The organism is Denitrobaculum tricleocarpae, assembly GCF_007004665.1.
Taxonomy (GTDB): domain Bacteria; phylum Pseudomonadota; class Alphaproteobacteria; order Kiloniellales; family Kiloniellaceae; genus Denitrobaculum; species Denitrobaculum tricleocarpae.
In genome coordinates this window covers 114,252-131,265 of record NZ_ML660055.1, presented here as the reverse complement: position 1 = coordinate 131,265, position 17,014 = coordinate 114,252, and the positions used below count along the sequence as shown (strand labels likewise).

The window sequence follows — 17,014 nt, the reverse complement described above, 5'->3', positions numbered from 1 at the left end:
TTTTTTTGAGTTTTGGAGCGGGTTTGCTATCCGGCGTGCCGTCGGCATATGGCCAGAGCGAACCAATGATCACCGGCTTTAGCGGATCCAAAATCAAGCTCTACAAAGACGCCAAAAGCAAAGCGGTATGGAAAAAACTCTCGGCCAAAGAGCTTCGCGCTTTGGGAGGCCAGCAAAAGATCCTTGCGGCCACCAACAGCCGTTACGCTTTCAAAATCAATAACCAGACCGTCTGGATCAAGCGCAAGAACGCCAAGACCAACGGTGTGAAGACCGGACTGCCGCCCTGTCCGAAGGTCCAGAGTCTCGCCAGTGTGCAACAGGGAAGCGCGGGAAATGCGGTCTCGCGCGGTTCGGGCGCGTCCTGTCAATGAGGACTGCGTCTTTTGGGGAACGGCGATCCGTTGCAATCCGCGCGGTGATCGCCCTCGGGGTCTTTGGGATTCTCATGGCGGGTTTGATCCCGCCCGCCCAATCCGATCTCTTCAAGTGGATCGACCGGCAGGTCGACGGCGCGCCCGGGGAAGACGGGGTGCTGATCGACGAACTGGAGCCCGGTCCCTGGCGGATGTCGATCCTGGAACGTGAAAGCAAGGCGACGCCGCAGCGCAATCTCTCCAGCACGGCCTTCGGGAAAGACGAAGACGGCTACAGCGGGGTCAAAGAGCCGAAGCAGCAAGAGAGCGGCACGGCCTACAAACCGCAGGACGTCAATCTGCTGACCGACGGCATGACCCACTTCCGCCTGGCCCGTCCGGGCGTGGTGCCGGAAGCGAGGATCGAAGCCAAGCTCAATCAGATCGCGGCCCGGGTTCTGGCCGTCCAGCCGGTGACCAACGTCCCGATCCGCTTCGTCGTGACCGGCGCGCGCGGTCTCGGCGATGCCAGCGCCATGCATGACGGTGTGATCGGCATCCCGATTGCGATCATCGCGGATGTCGGCAGCGAGGACGAGCTGGCTTTCGTGGTTGCCCATGAAATCTCGCACGTGCTCCTGAACCACCACAATGCGGAGTGGCTGGCCAGCACCAACGAGAAGCTGGCCAACGTGGCCGAGGTCGGCCTGGCTTCCGCGGTGGAACTCGGCGCCGCTTACGGCTTCCTGGACGCGAACAATCAGGCCGAGATGCAGAAGGTTCAGCTGATCACCTGGTTCGCGGCACAGGCGACTTTGTTTCTGACCGAGACGGCTCTCACGCCGAGCTGGTCGCGGGATCAGGAGATCGAGGCGGATCTGCTCGCCTTCGACCTGGTGGCGCGCGCCGGTTACGACGTCTACGAGGCGCCGGTCTTCCTGGAGCGCCTGCTGAAGTACTTCGAGGGCGTGGAGACCGATCCCTTCGCCGCGCGGCGGGCCGACCTGGATGCAAGGGCGGAGAGCACGCGCGACATCGGGCAGGCCTTCATGAACTTCGTCGAAAAGGCGCGTCTGGAGTTCGATGCCCTGACCACGGATCTCGAAGAACGCCACCCCGAGACCCAGGAGCGTCTGGATTCCCTGGTCGACTATATCGACGAGCACTACGAGGATAAGGAAGACGAGTTCGACGAGCGCGAGGCAATCCGGTCCGGTTGGGCGAAATTTCTGGCCCAGCCCTCCGTGGACGAGCTTCTGACCATTTACCGTGCCAGCTGGGAGACCCGGAACTACATCGATGTCGAGGACTACAAGGGCGCGCAGCAAAAGGCCTTTGCCGCCATCAAGGGCCGGGGCGGCAGCCTTGCCCTGCCGCGGCTGAATTTCGCGCTGCTGCGCAAGCTTCAGGGCGAGACGACAAAGCAGCGCCTCAATCTGGAATATGCGCTCAAAGGACCTGAGCCCTCCTTCGAGGTCTACCGGGATACGATCCGGCTCTACCGGGACAGCGGCAAGATCAAGGCGGCGGACGCCCTGATCGACGAAGCCTGGACCCGTTTCAAGGAGCCGCCGGGCCTCTACCCCTTCCGCATCGACGCCCTGCTGCGCAGCAACCAGCGCGAGGCGGCGCAGGAGCTGACCACCACCTGCCGGCTGGTCTTCCGCGACAAGGCGAAGTCCTGTGTCCAGGCCTCCCAGGGAAAACTCAAGGAATGGGAGGCGGAGCAGCAGGCCAGCCTGTGAGCGGCAACCCTGAGATGGGGCCGTCACGACCGGCCAGTCAAAGATTGGCCAGTTAAAGACCGGCGATTTACAGATCGGCGCGTTTCGAACCGGGCTCTCTTTCTCTGGCCTGTCTTTCTCTGGCCTGTCCGGGGTGCGCGGATCTGGACGGTCACGCGGTGCGTGCAGCGGCCCTGATTCGCCTCAGGTAAAGAATTTCGGCGCCCGCTCCCCGCAAATGCGATGGCTGTGACATTTGTATGTCATGTCGTTTTTAAATGGGGACAGAAAGGCGGCTTTTTAAAAAGCAAACGGCGGCGCGGCGCTGTGCCGGCCGCTCAATCGAATTCGGCCGGCAGGCTGCTGTCCCGCTGGTGCGCGAACATGCGCCGGATCTGACTTTCCAGAACGCGGCCCTGGGAGAGTTCGGGCAGGTTATCCTCACCGAAGAAGCCGATCTCACTGGTCTCCACACTGGTTTTTGCGTTACCGCCGGTCAGGGTACAGATGAAAAACATCTTATAGATATGAAAGAGATGAGGCGGGCTGTGCGGATGTTTCAGCCGGTCGTAAACAGCGGCCAGCTTGGTGACCCTGGCCTCGTAGCCTGACTCCTCGAAGATCTCCCGCTCGACGTTTTCCCGCGGCGAGGCATTGACGTCGGCCCAGCCGCCGGGCAGCGCCCACTTGCCGTCGGTGACCTCCCGGACCAGCAGGATCTGCTCTGCACCGCCCTCACAGCCCTGGAAGACCGCGCCCCGGACATCGACCTTCGGTGTTGCGTAACCGGTCTCGTTCCGAAAAAGCTCTGCGATTACAGCTTCTTCCGCCGCACCGGCCGCGGCCAGCATCTCCACGGCAAGCGCGCGGGCGGCATGATAGCGCTCGATGTCGTAGGGATCTGTCGCATAGGTCAGCCCGGTTTGCGCCAGAGCCTGCAGCTCCCGCGCCCAGCGCAGCCGGCGCGGTTCGCCCGCTTCCGGAGTGCGCCCGGGCGCAGGCTCTTGAGGAGGAGGTGTCATGTAAGCCTCTTGTTTCGTCGACAGATTATGTCCCCACGATGTAGTTTTATCCCATGGAACAATCGCAAGCGACCGTCACGATCCCGACCGCGGGGCAGGGTCTGACCGATATTACCGGTAAAGTCTCCGGCTGGCTCCAAGAGACGGGGGTTCGGGACGGACTCCTGACGCTTTTCTGCCGACACACCTCAGCATCCCTCACGATCCAGGAGAACGCCGACCCTGACGTCCAGCGGGATCTGGAGACTTTCTTCAGCCGACTGGTGGCCGAAGATCCCGCGCTCTACCGCCACACCGCCGAAGGGCCGGATGATATGCCCGCCCACATCCGCGCGGCCCTGACCCAGACGCAGCTCTCGATTCCGGTTCAGAGCGGGCGTTTGCTGCTGGGCACCTGGCAGGGGATTTATCTTTTTGAGCACCGGCGCGCGCCCCATCGGCGGCAGGTGGCGCTCCATCTTTTCGGGCGCTAGGTTAGGGACAGAGTCTCTTTTCTCGTGCTATAGCTTGCACCCAAAGCTGATCCCGCAACGAAGACTCGACAGGAAAACACCCATGGCACTCAAGATCGGTGTGGCGCAGATGGTCGCCGACGCGGAGAAGGAGATCGAGACGCTCTCGATCGATCAGGCCCTGGCCGCAAAGAATGATCCTGACGTTCTTTTCGTCGATCTGCGCGATGTGCGCGAACTGCGCCGTGAAGGGAGGGTGCCCGGCGCCAAACACTGTCCGCGCGGCATGCTGGAGTTCTGGGTGGATCCGGACAGCAAGTACTTCGATCCGGATTTCGGAGCCGGCAAGAAGCTGGTTTTTTTCTGCGCCATGGGCTGGCGCTCGGCGCTTGCCACACAGACGGTTCAGCGCATGGGGCTCGAGCCGGTGGCTCATATCGACGGCGGCTTTACGGCCTGGAAGGACGCCGGGGGCGCGATCGAGATGCCGGAGCCGCGCGCCTAACCACCCGGAACGCAGGTTGAAATCGCTGTTGTGCGAAGGAACGGAACAATCACTGTCAAAGCTAAAAACATCGCCCTGGTCGCCCACGATCAGACCAAAGCGGAACTGGTCGAATGGGTGGCCGTGAACGAAGCCGCATTGCAGCCGCACAAGCTCTGGGCGACGGGGACGACCGGCAGAATCATTACCGAACGCTGCCCGTCGCTGGAAATCACGCTGCTCAAGAGCGGCCCGCTCGGCGGCGACCAGCAACTCGGTGCGATGATCGCGGAAGGCAAGCTGGACGTCCTGCTTTTCTTCATGGATCCCATGACCTCGCTTCCGCATGACGTCGATGTCAAAGCGCTGACCCGGCTTTCGACGCTCTACAACGTTATCTTTGCCTGCAACCGCTCAAGCGCGGATTTCGTGATTTCGAGCCCGCATTTTAAGGGGGATTACCAACGCACGCAGCGTGACATTAGTGACTACGTGCAGCGTCCGGTCTGATATCCTGTAGTTTTCCGGCGGCGGGGGCTTTTTCCAATCTGGGTTGCGGGGGGATTCCAAAGACGCCCGCTATAGACTAGACTCGCGCAAGGCTTAGCGATCGGGTTTTGCAAAATGACGTCGAGGCTCTCAAACAAGTGCGACCGGGCCGTTACGGAAATTCTCTGCAGGTTTGTGGTCGCTGCGGCTGTCTTCGCGGTCCTGATACCGCTTTCTTCTTTCGCGCAAGAGTCCGGGCGAAATGACCCGGCTCCGCTGGAGGTCCGGATCTTTGACGGTCAGGATTTTACCGGGGCCGCGCGCAGCCTGACGTTGGAGCCGGGCATGACTTACGGTTATTTCGAACGGCTCGACACTGCTCAGATTTCTAAGGCGCGCTCACTAAAGGCCGGGGCCGCCGTGGGCGCTGTTCTCTTTCGCGGTGCATATTTCGTCTCTCGCGATCAGAGCTGTGCGCCGACTCTTGGCAGCGACGAGAATCCCGATTTGATCTGGCACGGCGCGACGGCCGATTTTCTGCCGGCCCAGTCCGGGAAGACAGGCGTTGGTAATCTGGACGATGCGGGTGGCGAGGGATACGCCTCGGCTATCGTTTTCCTGCGCGCAGCGGGCCCGCCGCCGGGCGCGCTTTTGATGAAGCGGCGCAGGTCCTACGGCAAAGGCTGCGGCAACATTCTGCGGTCTCTGAATTTCGACCGGCGTTTTGTTCCCATGGGGTTCGAGAGCTCACTCGCCAAATCCGCCGAACGCGCGCCGAAAACTCGAGGCTGCGTCAATCTGCGGGGCGCTAAAGTCGCATTGCCGGAAGGTGGTGCCTCGGCCCGTCTGTCCGATATGCTCAAGAGCGACCGGATTGCATTGCTGCAACCCTCCGACCTGGACCGCCGGTACGAAAGCCAGGAGAGGGCTTTTCGCGCCGTGCTTTTCGAGGGTGAGAATTGCCAGGGCGAATCCGTGACCCTTGATGCGCCAGATGCCTCGAGCCCAAGCGGGAGAACCCGGGTTTCCGCTTCCGCACGGCGAGATCTGTTGCTGTCCGATTATCTCTTTCGGGACCGGGTGCGGTCGCTGCGCGTCGAAGCTGCCGGCGGCACGTCTGAAGCCTCTGCCCGGGCCGTGGCTCCGGATCCGGAGAGGAATTTGAAGACCGCCAAAATCCAAACAAAAAACACTCCGACGAAAAGTGCTCCTACGACAACTGCAGGGGCGACAACTGCAGGGGCGGTGACTGCAGGGACGACCTTAGCGTCAAAGATCGAACCGATAGCGCCTGATGCAAAGGCAGAACAACCGACCCTTGATCAGATGAAGGCAACAGCGATCGCGCCCAAGGCAGAAACCGGACTCTCGACAGCGAAGCTGGAACCGATGACGGATCTCCCGCCTCAACCTGAAACCTCGGCCGTCAGTGTTCCCGATGAAGCCGCCGCAAAGAAGGCTGCGGTTCCCGCGGTCGCCGTGACGGCGTCGCCCGTGATTGCGCCGCAGCCGATCCCCTCCTCCCAGGCATCTTCACCTGATGCTGGCAAGGTGATGACACCGGACGTGAGGTTTGCGGGCGCGAAACCCGCATCCGCCCGGACATCAGCGGCCCGGACATCAGCGGCAGAGGTGCCCCGGGCTCAGCAACAGAAGAACGCGCCTCAGAAGATCCAGGCAAACCAGACCCAAACGGCCCAGACTCAGACTGCCCAGACAGGGGCAGTGCCGCAATCCGACGCGCCCGCGTCCGCAGACCCAACAAGTCCGGGAGAAGAGGTCTTCGCCTTTCCTGTCTACGACGTTTACCGGCTGAACTATTGTCTTCGCGCAGATGGCGGTTGCGGGGAAGAGGCCGCGAGCAAGTGGTGCGAGCTGAAGGGCTTCAAGCGCGCCACGGCCTGGCAGAAAGATGACAATATCGGTGGTATCTTTCCGACCTTCCTGATCGGCGAGAGCAGGATCTGCGCGCAGTACAAGTGCGACGGTTTCGCGGAAATCACCTGCGGGAATTGAGAGCGTAAAAAAGGGGCGGCCTTTGAGGCCACCCCTTCCTGTCTCACGCAGTTGGATCTGAGTTACGTGTGCTTGAACTTCCGGATTTCGCCGGAGGCAAGCTTGGCGGTGTACTGTTCGAGCTCCGCCTTCACAAAGGGCATCAGCACGTAGAGACCGATGATGTTCGGAATCGCCATGGCGAAGATCATAGAGTCCGAGAAGTCGATCACCGGACCCAGTGACATGCTTGCTCCCAAAACCACGAAGAGGCAGAAGACGAGCTTGAAGATGAGCTCCATCTTCTTGTCTTCGCCCACCAGATATGTCCAGGCCTTGAGGCCATAGTAGGACCAGGAAATCATGGTTGAGAAAGCAAAGAGAATCACGGCGACTGCCAGGACATAGGGGAACCAGGCAAAGGCGCTTTCGAAGGCGCTCGAGGTCAGGGCGACCCCGGTCAGATCGCTGCCAAGTTTTCCGGTGATGATGATCACCAGAGCAGTCATGGTGCAGATTACGACCGTATCGATGAAGGGCTCAAGCAGGGAGACAAAACCTTCGGTGATCGGCTCTTTGGTTCGCACGGCGGAGTGCGCGATGGAGGCAGAACCGATACCGGCTTCATTGGAGAAGGCCGCTCGTTTAAAGCCTTGAATCAAGGCCCCGATAACGCCGCCGGCAACACCCTCGCCGGTGAAAGCACCGGAGAAGATCTGGCCGAAAGCCCAACCGACCATGTCATAGTTCATCAGGATGATGACCAGCGCGGCCCCTACGTAGATCACGGCCATGAAGGGCACGACTTTCTCCGTGACCCGTGCGATCGACTTGATGCCGCCGATGATGACGACGCCGACGATCAGGGCCATGACGATGCCGAAGAGCCAGCCTTTGTCGGCGAAGAAGCTGGCTTCACCGCCGGTGACATTGACGAACTGCTGGAAGGACTGGTTGGCCTGGAACATATTGCCGCCGCCGACGGCGCCGCCGATGCAGCAGACCGCGAAGAAGACGCCTAGACCTTTTCCAAGGCCCGCCATGTTTTTCAGGGCGAAACCCTTTTCCAGATAGTACATCGGGCCGCCCGACACGGTGCCGTCGCCGTACTCGTTCCGGAATTTCACACCCAGGGTGCACTCGGTGAACTTGGAGGCCATGCCCAGCAGGCCGGCCAGGATCATCCAGAAGGTCGCACCGGCACCCCCGATGGAAACGGCGACCGCCACGCCGGCGATATTGCCGAGACCGACCGTGCCCGAGAGCGCGGTTGCGAGAGCTTGGAAATGGCTGACTTCGCCGGCGTCATCCGGATTGGCGTAGTCGCCTTTGACCAGCGAAATCGCGTGTCCGAAATACCTGAACTGAATAAAGCCGAAGTAGAGAGTGAAGACCGTTGCCGCAATGACCAGCCAGCCCACGATAAGCGGGAAGGCGGTATCGCCCAAGGGCACGGAATAAAAAATGACGTTGACGATTACGTTTGAAACCGGAGAGATCAGTTCATTGATTTTTTCATCGATCCCCATGGCTTCTTCCTGTGCCCGCGCGATCGAGGGCAGAAGCGTGATCAACGCCGCGATCGCGAGGCTCGGCGTCCGTAGCAGGCGCCGGAAGTCAAAAATATCCCCCATGATGTTCTCCTAAAGAAGTCTTCGTTTATTGGAAGTGTTTGGCCCGATCTTTCCTTGGTCGCTCAAGGCACAACGGTGATGGGAACCGGTGAGATCTGGATCAGCGTGCCGGGAACCGAACCGAAGACGCGTGCCGCAATGTCCGACCCCCCGTTGCGGCCGACAATGATCTGCATGGCGCCTGCTTTCTTTGCGACGTCACAGATGACTTCGGGGATCTTGCCGTAGCGAATGACGCCCTCGACCTTGATGCCGGCGCCCTCCAGTTCCTTGAGAAGCGGCGACATGATCTGGGTGGACGCAAGTTCCACTTCCTCTTTCCGCCGCGCGTGGCGTTGCTCCAACTCCTCTGGGGTCAGGAAGCTGTAGGGTGACCATTCCAATACGTAGACAATATGGACCTCGGCGTTTTGCGACTTCGCTCTTTCAAGCGCGAAGTCGAGAGCCCGCCTGCCGTCCTTTGTTCCGTCGTACCCGACGATGAACACGTTCGACATGATACCTCCTTGTTGAGTGTTTTCCCTCTTGATTGCTGTCCGGCCTGAAGCTGCATCCGCCGACCGGTTTCGCTCCTTGGTTGCTCATCAGGCCAGTTGCAGCCTTAACGGTCAACTCTACCTGGAACGAAAGATAACTAAATATCAGCGATTTCAATGTGTTAAAATATGGTTATTGATCTATTTACTAGAGAAAAACACTAATTTTTTTGTGTATTTAGTTATTTTACCGGTTTAAGCTGAGAGAAATGACAAAATCTCAACGTCAAAACAAAGAGATGGAGATTTTCACTAGAGGCGGATCGACCCCGATACAAAGGAACAAAGACGTCAATCCTCCCCTAACGCATTGAGAGAAGTGGCTTTACACCTTTCCTGCGAAATGCGGAGCGGCGTGACGAGCGGGGAAACAAGGGAGGGAAAACTCATGGATCGTTTCGACCGGCATATACTCAACATTCTTCAGAAGGAAGGGCGGATCACGAATCTGGATCTCGCCGACCGAGTCGGTTTGTCGCCGACCGCGACCGGCGAGCGGGTCAAACGCATGACCCGTGAGGGACTCATCACCGGCTTTTCCGCCAAGATCGATCCCGCCAAGGTCTCGCGCGGATTGCTGGTTTTCGTGGAGGTCGCGCTGGAGCGAACCACCGCAGACATCTTTGACAGTTTTGAGTCTGCGGTCTGCCGCGCGCCCGAGGTGATGGAGTGCCACATGATCGCCGGACGTTCCGACTATCTGCTCAAAGCACGTGTTCAGCATATGTCAGCTTACCGGCGCTTCTTGTCTGAGGTTCTCCTGTCCCTGCCGGGTATCCGCGAAACTCACACCTATGCGGTGATGCAGGAGGTAAAGTCAGACAATCTGCTGCCGATCTGACCTGCCGCCGAGCTTTCCGTCCGATCCTGCTTGACGGACCTTGGCGCGGCGGATCAGAGTTTCGCCGCCGCTCTTTCATCCCTGGAAAGTTCGTTTATGCCTGAAGACAATGCGACTGCGCTTTTGATCATCGATGTTCAAAACGCGATCGATGCGCCGGTCTGGGGACGTCGTGGCCAGATGTCAGCAGAAGCCAACATCGCGCGTTTATTGTCCCACTGGCGAGAGAGAAACCTGCCGGTCTTTCATATCCGGCATGACTCAACGAGTGCGAACTCGCCCTACCGGCCCGGTCAGGCGGGAAACGCCTTCAAGGCGGAGGTTGCGCCGCGTGCAGGCGAAACCGTCATCGCCAAACGGACCAATTCGGCCTTCATCGGAACGGACCTTGAAGAGCGGCTGCGGCAGTCTGGAATCTCACGGCTCGTGATCACGGGCGTGTTGCTGGAAAACTCAGTCGGGGCGACCGTGCGTATGGCCGGCAATCTCGGGTTCGAGGTTCTGCTGCCCGCCGAGGCTGTGGCGTCGACCGACCGAACCGATCGAAACGGTAAGACCTGGCCCGCGGAAGACGTTCATGCGCTGGCTTTGTCGATCCTCGACGGCGAATATGCCACCGTTGTCGAGACGCAGGATCTGCTCGACGGGCCCGTCTGAAAGAGGGCGTCTTGGAGCACGTGTTGGAAGAGGACGAAGTCGTGGAGATCGTGACGTACCGAGCGGAGTATTTTGATGGGGTGAAAAGCCTCTGGCGGGAGGCTTTTCCCGACGACCCGCCCTGGAATGCAGCCGAGCTTGCGATTCCGGCTAAACTCAAATCGCAGCCGGAACTCCTGGTGCTGGCCGTTGATGAAGGCGATGTCGCCGGCTCGATCATGGCCGGGTATGACGGTCACAGAGGTTGGATCTATGCGGTCGCGGTGCGCGAAAGCCATCGCGCTTCGGGCCTTGGGACGAAACTGATCCGCGAAGCGGAGGCCCGCCTGGCCGCGCTTGGCTGTGTGAAGATCAATCTGCAGGTGCGGGCGGATAACGCAGCCGTGGTCGCGTTCTACCAGGGCCTCGGTTACAGCGTTGAGGAGCGGATCAGCATGGGCAAGCGGGTGGAGGGTTAGGCAACAGTCAGCGGATTCCCCTGCCAGACTTTCTTTTACGCGTCAGCCTGCGGTTGACCCCAATAGTCTATCGCAGCGCGGAGTTCCCGCTCGAAAGCCGCGGCTGCCTCGGGACCACGCTCTGGCCCGTCATAGCGGCCCAATTCCGCGAGCAGATGGAAGAAGCCATGGCCCGGAAGGCCGGGGTTGCCGCGGCTGACTGCCAGAGCGGCGAGCAGGGGTCTGCCGGCGCTGTGGTCCTCGCGAATCAGGCTCTCCAGTTCCAGGGTTGTGTTGTGGATGCTGTGCGGCGGCGGCACCTGAGCCTGGGCGACCAGGTCGCGGTAGGTGACGGGGATCCCGGTTTGGGCGCAGGCCAGCAGAACCCGGCGGATCTGAGCTCGCGTTTTCTCTTCCATATCTTTACCGCGCGACGTCGTTCACGATGGGGATGCGTTTTCTTCGGAGGGAGTTATGCCTGAAAAGCTATGGAAAGACTTGCGAAAAAGACTGGCTCCTGTGTATCACGGGACCTGTTTTTTTGTGCATTCTCCAGGGCGCTCTCTTTGATGCAGGCCCGCAATGGAAAGCGAGACGATGGCCCGTTTTAAGACTTTGGACGATCTCGAGGTCGCCGGTAAGACAGTGCTGGTGCGTGTGGACTTCAATGTGCCTATGCAGGAGGGGCAGGTCACCGACGACACCCGCATCCGGCGTGCACTGCCCACCATCAGAGACCTTGTGGCCGCCGGCGCGAAGGTCCTGTTGCTCTCTCACTTCGGACGCCCGAAGGGCAAGGCCGTGCCTGAGATGTCCTTAGAGCCGGTGGTCGCCCCGCTCACTGCGGCCTTGGGGCAAGAGGTTGCCTTTGCCGGAGACTGCATTGGAGCGGAAGCGGAGAAGCTGGCATCCGAACTCGCGGCAGGCGAGGTCGCTCTGCTCGAAAACCTGCGCTTTCATGCCGGTGAAGAAGCCAACGATCCGGCCTTCGTTGCGGCGCTCGCCAGGCTGGGCGATGTCTATCTCGGTGATGCCTTTTCTGCGGCTCACCGGGCACATGCCTCGGTCGAGGGACTGGCGCGGGCGTTGCCTGCCGGTGCGGGACGCCTGATGCAGGAAGAACTGGTTCACCTGCAATCCGCGCTCGGCAGTCCCAAGCGGCCCGTTGCCGCGGTCGTCGGCGGTGCTAAGATTTCCAGTAAGCTTGAGCTTCTGGGCAATCTGGTGGAGAAGGTCGATCTGCTGGTCATCGGCGGCGGCATGGCGAACACCTTCTTGAACGCCCAGGGTGTCGCGGTCGGCAAATCGCTTTGTGAAACCGAGATGGCCGAGACTGCGCGCCAAATTCTCGACCGTGCCGAAGCTGAGGGTTGCGACGTCGTATTGCCGTCGGATGCCGTGGTCTCCAGAGAGTTTGCCGCCGGTGCGGCCCATGAAATTGTTCCGGTAACCGAGGTTCCGCAGGACACGATGATCCTGGATGCTGGCCCCGCAACTGCTGCCGATTTGGGGCGGCGGCTTTCAGCTTGTAAGACGCTGGTCTGGAACGGCCCGCTCGGATGTTTCGAGATGCCGCCCTTCGACGCGGCAACCAACTCTGTCGCGCAGGCCGCTGCTGCGCTGACGAAGTCAGGCTCTCTGTTGAGCGTCGCGGGCGGAGGCGACACGGTCGCGGCGCTTGCGCACGCGGGCGCCGATAAAGATTTTTCCTATATCTCGACCGCGGGCGGCGCGTTCCTGGAATGGCTCGAGGGCAAGACCCTCCCCGGCGTGCAGGCGCTGGAGGACGCGGCGTAATCAACCTCCGGCAGGCCTATCTAGAGCGCGTCATGTTTTAACGGAAACACTCTGTGTTTTCGCTAAAACATGTGAACCCGCTCTACATCTTATAGGTAGAGCAGATTCACCGGTACGACGGATCGCCCAAGGCGATTCCATCTAAACCGGATCTGCTCTAGAAGATCGTGCGGCTCCAGGTCAGGGCGACCAGAGCCGCGGTGCCGACCGATACACCAGCGAGCAGGTTGTTGCGTGTGAGGAAGTAAATGGCGAGGGCACCGACGGCGGCGCCGAGACGGTCCGCCAGGTAGGTCTCGGCTAGCGGTCCGATCGGAAAAATAATCATGCGCGCGATCAGGGCGGCCAGCAAAGCATAGGCGACGCAGGCAATCCATTCGAAAATCCGACTGTCCGTGCCGACCCGCCCGGAGAGCGCAATACCCAGCGCCCGCCAGATATAGGTGGCGGCGGCACCGGTCAGGATGACGGCGAACGGCCACCAGAATTCACCCATCATATCATTGAGGCTCCAGGTCACGATCCGGCCTTGCGGGCTGCGGATATCCCATAAGCGAGCGTCCCGGCTGCGAGGCCTGCAACGACCAGACTCCAATCAGGTGACCAGAGATAAAGCGGCGGGCCGATGACCGCGCCGAAGACCAGTGCCAGCATGCGGCTGCGCTGCCGCAGATCCGATGCGAAGACGAGCATGAAATAGATCGGGTTCAGGAACACCAATCCCAGGGTGACATATGCGGGCACAGTGTTGGCCAGCGCGAAGCCGATCGCGGTCGCGCCCAGGGTCGAGATCCAGAGCGTCCCCGAGAAGCCGGCAAAGTAGGCGAGGCGCTGCTCGGTCGGGAGTGTCGGGCAGACCCGCATGGCCGCTGCCCAACCGGTCACCGCGATCACATGTGCCGCGGCGTAATAGACCCAGCGCGGCGCATTGGCGCCGCGGATGGTCGGCATCAGGGTCATGGCCATGGGCAAGAGGCGCGCGTTGGTCAGGGCCACGGCGCTGGCAATGACCAGCAGCGGCGCACCGACCGAGTAAAGCTCGACCAAAGCGACCTGGCCGGGCAGCGCCCAGGACGTGAGGGTCGAGAATAGACCGTGCCAGATCGCCAGGCCGGACTCCTGGACCAGGGCGCCGAAGCCAAGATAACTGCCGCAAAGCACGAGCATTGGCACGCCGATGGACTCCCGCGCGCCGCCCCGTAAAGCCGCTGGGGCCGTGCCAAAGTCACGGGTTATCAAATCTTCGGCCATGGAGCTTCTGTGACTCGCTTGAGAGATGTTGTGAGGCGACCCTGCAAGGATCAGCAGGACGATCGCATGGCCCGCACAAAGGAAGCTGACTTGAGACAGATCCGCGCGGGATCTGCCGAGCGCCGGCGCATGTGGTGTTTAACCGCATTCGCTGACCCGTCCAAACGCGCTGTACGCACAACGCTGCGTCGGATAAGGCAGAGAATACATGTGTTTGATTAAATGCGACACGCGCTAGATAGGAGGGGCACCCATGCTCTTGCTGCATGCGAAGATGCATGACGAGCTGGTTCGCGAGGAATTGGCGGGCAACTTCATCGCGGGCCGCGATGAACCCTGATCAAAAGTCAGTGCCGGGAACTCAGTTCGGGATGACGCGCTTAGCCGGCAGATGCACGGTAACCTGCGTGCCCTTGCCGGATTCGCTGACCAGTTTCAGTTCGCCGTCATGCAGTTCCGTAAAGCCCTTGGCGAGGGGAAGACCCAGGCCTGTGCCCTCAAACTGCCGGCTGAGCTGGCTGTCGATCTGCGTGAAAGGCGCAAGGGCCTTGTCGATATCTTCTTTGGCGATGCCGATACCCGTGTCTGTCACGGCGAAGACAAAATCGCCGTTCTGCTCCACGTAAGCACTGATGTCGATGCGCCCGCCGCCCGGCGTGAACTTCACCGAGTTGGCCATCAGGTTGATCAGGATCTGTTTGAGCTTGCGGGCATCGGCCCAGACGTGCGGCAGATCGGGGTCTGCCTCGACCTTCAGGTGGATGCCGACCCGCTCCGCACGTTCCGACATCAGGCGTTTCACCGTGCCCAGAACCTCGTGCGGGTTGACGTCTTCCTCGGTCAGATGAAGCTTGCCGGCCTCGATCTTCGCGACATCGAGGATGTCATTGATGACCCCGAGCAGATGCTGCGCGCTGACCAGAATATCGTGCGAGTAGCCCTGGTACTGTTCGTTGCCCAGCGGACCAAGAAGTTCCGAAGACATCATCTCCGAGAAGCCGATGATTGCGTTCAGCGGCGTCCGGAGTTCGTGGCTCATGTTCGCCAGGAACTCGGATTTGACCCGGTTGGCCAGTTCCGCGGCTTCCTTGGCTTCGAACAAAGCGAGCTGACGGACGCGCGTTTCCGTGATGTCGCTGGCGCTGCCCCGGAAACCGGCGAAGTTTCCGGTCTGGTGGTCGTAGACCGGCAGGCCGTTCAGGAGGAAGTTTCGGCTGTTCCCCGCGCGGTCCTTGATCTGCACGTTCACGTCGCGGAAAGGCCGCCGATGATCCGGCGCGGTCCTGGCCTCCAGCTCTTCACTGGGCGTCACGGGGAGGGCGCTGAGCGGGTGTCCAACAAGTTCGCTGGGATGGAACCCGAGAGTCTTTTGGACCTGGGGCGAGATATAGGCAATCTGGAGATTGCGGTCGGTTTCCCAGATCCAGTCGGAGACCAGGCGCGTGGTATCGTCCAGGCGTTCATTCGCCAATGAAAGCGCCGCGTTCAGGGCCTTGACCTCGCTCAGGGACGTGAGAAGCAATGCGCTGCCGACGAAATCGCCATTGGCATTGTTCAAGGCGCGGTGTTTCGCACGGTAATACTCGACGCGGCCGTTGATGCGCACGGCATATTCGTTGATGACGCTGCCTGCCAGCGATTTGAGCGCGTTCAGCTCGTCGTTTTGCGAGCGCGGTTTATCGCTCCCGAAACTGTTGATCGGCGCGTTGGCGGAGAAGGCATCTGCAATTCGGTCGAAGGCCAGATTGGTATAGACAACCTGTCCGTGCCGGTCGTAGAGAGCGACCGGATCGCCATTCTCCAGCATTTCGCGCTGCAGAACTGCGAGATCCTGGTCTGAGTCCCCCGGTCCCTCTTGGGGGTCATGCTTTTCGCGCGGATCAGACATATCGTCGTGTCCCGACGTGTGGGCTTCGAGAAGCTTCTTCAGTGGCAGGTTCACTGGATGCTTCCTTGCTGTTGCTTGGGAGAGTTCGACGCGCTGCTGATTTGCTTGATAGCGGCGCGGTATTCCGGGTTACGCCGCCAGGTGTTGGCCACCAGACTCGCGTTTTCCCGCGACACCTTGTCAAAGATCTGAACCGCCCGCGAAAGCTCCCGCGGATCGGTGGTCTCCGAGCCCGGGCGTCCGCGCCGGCTCAGGAGAAAGATTGTTGCAAAGGCCTGCTTGGGATACCCGAGCGACCTGCAGAGGATGGCAAGCCCCTCGCCACCTTGATGATACAGCACATGCTGCAAACCGGGCGGCTTGAAGCCCGAGACTTCGCCGAACAGGGCTTCGAACAGGGGAATCTCGCCCCGGCGCAGCACTGAAATCAAAAATTCTGGGGTGACTTCTCTGCTCTCGACCAGCTCTTTCGCCAGTGTCACCGCAGAAGTGTCTTTGTCTTCGGCCTTCTTGTCCTCATCCATCATGGAGAGGACGGTCTGTTCGAGCTTGTCGTCGAGCAGGCTTGGCTGAATATCGAAACTCTTGAGGATTTGCTCGCGCAGGGCCGCCGAAACCCACCAGTACATCCGCGCCGCCAGCTGCGACGTCAGGTCTTCCCGGTTGACGAGCGGTTCATGGAACGAGTCCACGCGTTGCGACTGGTCGGTCAGATAGGACAGCGTCGCTTCGGAAATCTTGGCATTATGATTCTCGAGCAAAAGCTTGATGACATCGGTCTCGCCGGTTTCCACGAGCGCATCCGAGACGATTTCGTCGATCGAGGTTCGCATGGCGATGGCCAGCTGATGCTGATGGCCACGGTGCCGGATAATGGCGATTAGCTCCCGGTCACGCAGAACCTCGCTCTTGATGAGGATCGGCCGGGCAACTTCGATCTGATCGTTGGCGAGCGTGACCACGAGGTCATGGGGTGCGAGCGGAGAGTCGGCGAGGCGTTCGGCGAGGGATTGCCGGACGGACATCTCGATGTCGCTGACCAGCTTCCCAAGAATATCGGCGAGGATGGCGGTTTCCTGCTCGGTCAGGCACTCTTCGCGGGCTGTGAAGAGTTCGCCGATCCGTTGTGCAAGCGACTCACGCCCTTCCACGGACTTGTCGAGCGCAAGCTCTAACAGAAATTGCAGGTTCCGATCCTGGCTGTTCATCGGAAAGTGTTCCCCATCCACTTACCTTGTGAAGCCGCACGACTTCCCGAGATACAATAATATACGTCCGGCCACATCCGTCTAATCTGTAATAAATTATGACAGAAAGATAGTAAAGGTAAACCAGGAAGCGTTATATCTTGCTTCTTCAAGACTCTTTTAAGTGAGCAGAAGCGCATCAAAGAAAATCCTTCATGCATAGCATCTGCTCGAGTCCAGTTCATTCGTGGTATCGCAAGGGTT

General features: G+C 60.2%; 18 protein-coding genes. 10 read left to right on the top strand and 8 right to left on the bottom strand.

Annotated elements, in window-relative coordinates:
• Positions 1-65: 65 nt before the first annotated feature.
• A complete protein-coding gene (locus FKG95_RS12980) occupies positions 66-374 on the top strand; it encodes a hypothetical protein (protein WP_142896810.1) in 309 nt (102 codons plus the stop codon).
• Entirely contained in the window at positions 371-2,101 is a 1,731-nt protein-coding gene (locus FKG95_RS12975; RefSeq protein WP_142896809.1) for a M48 family metalloprotease, read from the top strand. The genes FKG95_RS12980 and FKG95_RS12975 overlap by 4 nt, the downstream gene beginning before the upstream one ends.
• 317 nt (positions 2,102-2,418) lie before the next feature.
• Here the strand turns inward: FKG95_RS12975 and FKG95_RS12970 are convergent, their stop codons facing one another.
• Positions 2,419-3,102 (bottom strand): NUDIX hydrolase, encoded by a 684-nt coding sequence (locus tag FKG95_RS12970; protein WP_142896808.1) that lies wholly within the window; start codon positions 3,100-3,102, stop codon positions 2,419-2,421.
• 53 nt (positions 3,103-3,155) lie between these two features.
• Between FKG95_RS12970 and FKG95_RS12965 the strand changes: the two genes are divergently transcribed.
• From FKG95_RS12965 to FKG95_RS12950, 4 genes are all read left to right on the top strand, one after another.
• Complete coding sequence (locus FKG95_RS12965) at positions 3,156-3,575, top strand: secondary thiamine-phosphate synthase enzyme YjbQ (RefSeq protein WP_142896807.1); 420 nt, start codon at positions 3,156-3,158, stop codon at positions 3,573-3,575.
• A gap of 82 nt (positions 3,576-3,657) precedes the next feature.
• Positions 3,658-4,059 carry a rhodanese-like domain-containing protein gene (locus tag FKG95_RS12960; RefSeq protein WP_142896806.1) on the top strand — a complete coding sequence of 134 codons (402 nt, stop codon included), beginning with the start codon at positions 3,658-3,660 and terminating at the stop codon, positions 4,057-4,059.
• Positions 4,060-4,089: 30 nt separating this feature from the next.
• The gene (locus tag FKG95_RS12955; RefSeq protein WP_246116758.1) at positions 4,090-4,548 is read left to right on the top strand and encodes a methylglyoxal synthase; all 459 of its coding nucleotides are present in this window, start codon (positions 4,090-4,092) and stop codon (positions 4,546-4,548) included.
• A gap of 114 nt (positions 4,549-4,662) precedes the next feature.
• Complete coding sequence (locus FKG95_RS12950) at positions 4,663-6,543, top strand: beta/gamma crystallin family protein (protein ID WP_142896805.1); 1,881 nt, start codon at positions 4,663-4,665, stop codon at positions 6,541-6,543.
• Between the two features lie 62 nt (positions 6,544-6,605).
• Here FKG95_RS12950 and FKG95_RS12945 read toward each other — a convergent pair whose 3' ends face one another.
• Together FKG95_RS12945 and FKG95_RS12940 are read right to left on the bottom strand one after the other, a co-directional pair.
• On the bottom strand, positions 6,606-8,156 hold the full coding sequence (locus FKG95_RS12945; RefSeq protein WP_179954080.1) for an alanine/glycine:cation symporter family protein: 1,551 nt from the start codon (positions 8,154-8,156) through the stop codon (positions 6,606-6,608).
• 62 nt (positions 8,157-8,218) lie between these two features.
• Positions 8,219-8,653 (bottom strand): universal stress protein, encoded by a 435-nt coding sequence (locus FKG95_RS12940; RefSeq protein WP_142896804.1) that lies wholly within the window; start codon positions 8,651-8,653, stop codon positions 8,219-8,221.
• A 427-nt stretch (positions 8,654-9,080) separates the two neighbouring features.
• Between FKG95_RS12940 and FKG95_RS12935 the strand changes: the two genes are divergently transcribed.
• The 3 genes from FKG95_RS12935 to FKG95_RS12925 all read left to right on the top strand — a co-directional run bounded on the left by FKG95_RS12935 (position 9,081) and on the right by FKG95_RS12925 (position 10,648).
• The gene (locus FKG95_RS12935) at positions 9,081-9,533 is read left to right on the top strand and encodes an Lrp/AsnC ligand binding domain-containing protein (RefSeq protein WP_218940183.1); all 453 of its coding nucleotides are present in this window, start codon (positions 9,081-9,083) and stop codon (positions 9,531-9,533) included.
• A gap of 96 nt (positions 9,534-9,629) precedes the next feature.
• Entirely contained in the window at positions 9,630-10,190 is a 561-nt protein-coding gene (locus FKG95_RS12930; RefSeq protein WP_142896803.1) for a cysteine hydrolase family protein, read from the top strand.
• Between the two features lie 20 nt (positions 10,191-10,210).
• Complete coding sequence (locus FKG95_RS12925) at positions 10,211-10,648, top strand: GNAT family acetyltransferase (RefSeq protein ID WP_246116790.1); 438 nt, start codon at positions 10,211-10,213, stop codon at positions 10,646-10,648.
• Positions 10,649-10,683: 35 nt separating this feature from the next.
• On the opposite strand, the gene FKG95_RS12920 is transcribed toward FKG95_RS12925, so the two are convergent.
• Positions 10,684-11,046 carry a hypothetical protein gene (locus tag FKG95_RS12920; RefSeq protein ID WP_142896802.1) on the bottom strand — a complete coding sequence of 121 codons (363 nt, stop codon included), beginning with the start codon at positions 11,044-11,046 and terminating at the stop codon, positions 10,684-10,686.
• Positions 11,047-11,224: 178 nt separating this feature from the next.
• Here FKG95_RS12920 and FKG95_RS12915 point away from each other — a divergent pair, with 178 nt between their 5' ends.
• Positions 11,225-12,424 carry a phosphoglycerate kinase gene (locus FKG95_RS12915; protein WP_142896801.1) on the top strand — a complete coding sequence of 400 codons (1,200 nt, stop codon included), beginning with the start codon at positions 11,225-11,227 and terminating at the stop codon, positions 12,422-12,424.
• Between the two features lie 157 nt (positions 12,425-12,581).
• On the opposite strand, the gene FKG95_RS12910 is transcribed toward FKG95_RS12915, so the two are convergent.
• The 4 genes from FKG95_RS12910 to FKG95_RS12895 form a co-directional block, all read right to left on the bottom strand.
• Complete coding sequence (locus FKG95_RS12910) at positions 12,582-12,923, bottom strand: AzlD domain-containing protein (protein WP_142897126.1); 342 nt, start codon at positions 12,921-12,923, stop codon at positions 12,582-12,584.
• Between the two features lie 17 nt (positions 12,924-12,940).
• Positions 12,941-13,675: an AzlC family ABC transporter permease gene (locus FKG95_RS12905; RefSeq protein WP_142896800.1), complete on the bottom strand. Its 735-nt coding sequence runs from the start codon at positions 13,673-13,675 to the stop codon at positions 12,941-12,943.
• A 361-nt stretch (positions 13,676-14,036) separates the two neighbouring features.
• Positions 14,037-15,617, bottom strand: a complete 1,581-nt coding sequence (locus FKG95_RS12900) for a PAS domain-containing sensor histidine kinase (protein ID WP_142896799.1) — start codon at positions 15,615-15,617, stop codon at positions 14,037-14,039.
• Entirely contained in the window at positions 15,614-16,771 is a 1,158-nt protein-coding gene (locus tag FKG95_RS12895; RefSeq protein ID WP_142896798.1) for a DUF2336 domain-containing protein, read from the bottom strand. Before FKG95_RS12895 ends, FKG95_RS12900 begins: the two co-directional genes overlap by 4 nt.
• Positions 16,772-17,014: the final 243 nt, after the last annotated feature.

What these genes read in the sequence shown, in the direction of transcription:
- FKG95_RS12980 (WP_142896810.1), top strand. Translation starts at nt 66, where the DNA reads ATGATCACCGGCTTTAGCGGATCCAAAATCAAGCTCTACAAAGACGCC.
- FKG95_RS12975 (WP_142896809.1), top strand. Translation starts at nt 371, where the DNA reads ATGAGGACTGCGTCTTTTGGGGAACGGCGATCCGTTGCAATCCGCGCG.
- FKG95_RS12970 (WP_142896808.1), bottom strand. Translation starts at nt 3,102, where the DNA reads ATGACACCTCCTCCTCAAGAGCCTGCGCCCGGGCGCACTCCGGAAGCG.
- FKG95_RS12965 (WP_142896807.1), top strand. Translation starts at nt 3,156, where the DNA reads ATGGAACAATCGCAAGCGACCGTCACGATCCCGACCGCGGGGCAGGGT.
- FKG95_RS12960 (WP_142896806.1), top strand. Translation starts at nt 3,658, where the DNA reads ATGGCACTCAAGATCGGTGTGGCGCAGATGGTCGCCGACGCGGAGAAG.
- FKG95_RS12950 (WP_142896805.1), top strand. Translation starts at nt 4,663, where the DNA reads ATGACGTCGAGGCTCTCAAACAAGTGCGACCGGGCCGTTACGGAAATT.
- FKG95_RS12945 (WP_179954080.1), bottom strand. Translation starts at nt 8,156, where the DNA reads ATGGGGGATATTTTTGACTTCCGGCGCCTGCTACGGACGCCGAGCCTC.
- FKG95_RS12940 (WP_142896804.1), bottom strand. Translation starts at nt 8,653, where the DNA reads ATGTCGAACGTGTTCATCGTCGGGTACGACGGAACAAAGGACGGCAGG.
- FKG95_RS12935 (WP_218940183.1), top strand. Translation starts at nt 9,081, where the DNA reads ATGGATCGTTTCGACCGGCATATACTCAACATTCTTCAGAAGGAAGGG.
- FKG95_RS12930 (WP_142896803.1), top strand. Translation starts at nt 9,630, where the DNA reads ATGCCTGAAGACAATGCGACTGCGCTTTTGATCATCGATGTTCAAAAC.
- FKG95_RS12920 (WP_142896802.1), bottom strand. Translation starts at nt 11,046, where the DNA reads ATGGAAGAGAAAACGCGAGCTCAGATCCGCCGGGTTCTGCTGGCCTGC.
- FKG95_RS12915 (WP_142896801.1), top strand. Translation starts at nt 11,225, where the DNA reads ATGGCCCGTTTTAAGACTTTGGACGATCTCGAGGTCGCCGGTAAGACA.
- FKG95_RS12910 (WP_142897126.1), bottom strand. Translation starts at nt 12,923, where the DNA reads ATGATGGGTGAATTCTGGTGGCCGTTCGCCGTCATCCTGACCGGTGCC.
- FKG95_RS12905 (WP_142896800.1), bottom strand. Translation starts at nt 13,675, where the DNA reads ATGGCCGAAGATTTGATAACCCGTGACTTTGGCACGGCCCCAGCGGCT.
- FKG95_RS12895 (WP_142896798.1), bottom strand. Translation starts at nt 16,771, where the DNA reads ATGAACAGCCAGGATCGGAACCTGCAATTTCTGTTAGAGCTTGCGCTC.